General features: G+C 75.8%; 2 protein-coding genes. Both read right to left on the reverse strand.

All coding sequences use genetic code 11. The annotated features are described in order from the left end of the window. Nucleotides 1–139: 139 nt before the first annotated feature. Complete coding sequence (locus FHP29_RS20090; RefSeq protein WP_205014286.1) at nt 140–637, reverse strand: sortase domain-containing protein; 498 nt, start codon at nt 635–637, stop codon at nt 140–142. Between the two features lie 228 nt (nt 638–865). Beyond that, nucleotides 866–1,628: BACON domain-containing protein (locus tag FHP29_RS21925; protein WP_158296656.1), on the reverse strand; the 763-nt coding region annotated here is incomplete at its 5' end.

A 1,628-nucleotide genomic window follows, 5' to 3' on the forward strand; every position in this document is an offset into this window, starting at 1 on the left:
GTCGCCATCTCGTCCGGCCCCGGTCCCGAGACAGTCGTGTGCCTGAGAACGCGGATATCCGGGTTCTCAGGCACACGACTCGCCCGGGGCGGGCGGCCGGGGCGGGCGGAGGGGCGGACCGGGGGAGAGGACGGCGGGCTCAGCGCAGGTGGGCGTAGACCACGGTGTTGTCCGGGTAGCCCGCGGACGTCCGCCGGCCGCCGCACGTGATCAGCCGCAGCAGGGGAGCAGTGGTCGTGGGCCAGATCCGCTCGGCGGGCAGGTGCGACTTCGGCACCTGCTCGACGGCGTCCACCACGAACACCGCGACCGCGCCGGGTCGCCTGATCCGGATCTCGTCGCCGGGGCGCAGCCGGGCGAGGTCCCAGAACACGTCGGGTCCGTCGGGGCCGTGCACGTGCGCGACGACCACGGCGCCGCCGGGCTCACCGGGGCGCGGGCCGAGGCGGTACCAGCCGGCGTCGCCGAAGTCGGGCGTGTCGAAGGATCCGTCCGCCTTGAGACCGCGCCCCTCCAGGTGCTCGTCGACGCCGATCGCCGGGATCGCGATGCCCGTCGGCGCCGGCACCCGCACCGTCGGTGCCGGACCGGGCGCCGAGGGTACGACGATCGCCGGGTCGGCGGCGGACGAGCTCACCGGCGTCGGCGGATCCGCGTGCTCGCGGTCGCTGGTCGCGAGACCGGCGAATGCCAGGGCGCCGAGCAGCAGCCCGAGCAGCAGCCCGAGCAGCAGCCCGAGNNNTGGGCAGCAGCCCGGTCGTCGTGAGGGGGCGGGCGTGCCGCGTCGTCGTACCCATGTCCTGCTCCTGTCGGGATCGGTGTGGACACCGGTAGGAGCGGTCCGCGGGCGGGACCTTGCAGTTCCTCAGCCCGGGCAGGGGTCGACGTGGAAGCTCGTCGGGCGGGTCGTGGTGTGCCCGGCCGCGTCGACGGCGGTGACGGTCGCGGTGACGGTGCCGCCGATGGGGAAGGGGCCGATGGTGGCGCTCCACCGTCCGCCGGAGGCCGCCATCGCCGTCTGGCCGCTGCCGCTGGGTCCGGTCCACGCCACGCGGACCGACTGGAGGGTCGTGTCGGTGACGGTCGTGGTGAGGGTGCGCCCGCTGCAGTCGGTCGGCCCGCCGACGTCGATCCCGCCGACGACGGGGGCATGGTCGACGGTGACCTGCACCGACACCAGGACGGTGCCGCCCGACCAGGTGACGGCCACGGTGCCGGTGCTGCTGCCCTCGCCCAGGCTGGACCGGTCCGCGGTGATCGTCAGGGTCGTGCCGGCGCCCGGATCGAGCGATCCTCCGCCGCGCGACACCGAGAGCCACGGGACCCGTGCCTTCGCGGCGTAGGTGAGCGCGGTGCCGCCGGCGTTGCTCAGCCGGACCGAGCCCGCCTTCCTCGCGCCCAGGCGCAGGGACCGGGTCGAGACGCGCAGCTCGCCCGGGGCGGCGATGGTCGGCTCCGTGGTCTCCGTGGTCGGCTCCGTGGTCGGCTCCGTCGTCGGAGTCGCCGTCGGCTCGACGGGGGAGATTGGGGGCGGCGCAGTGGACGGCGCGACCCCCGTGGTCGTCGGCGCGGCCTGCGCGGTCGCGGTGCTCGGGGCGTCGCCGATCGGGTCGGTGGCGACGGTGGGC

This window comes from Nocardioides albidus (genome assembly GCF_006335005.1).
In the GTDB taxonomy this organism is placed as follows: Bacteria; Actinomycetota; Actinomycetes; order Propionibacteriales; family Nocardioidaceae; genus Nocardioides; species Nocardioides albidus.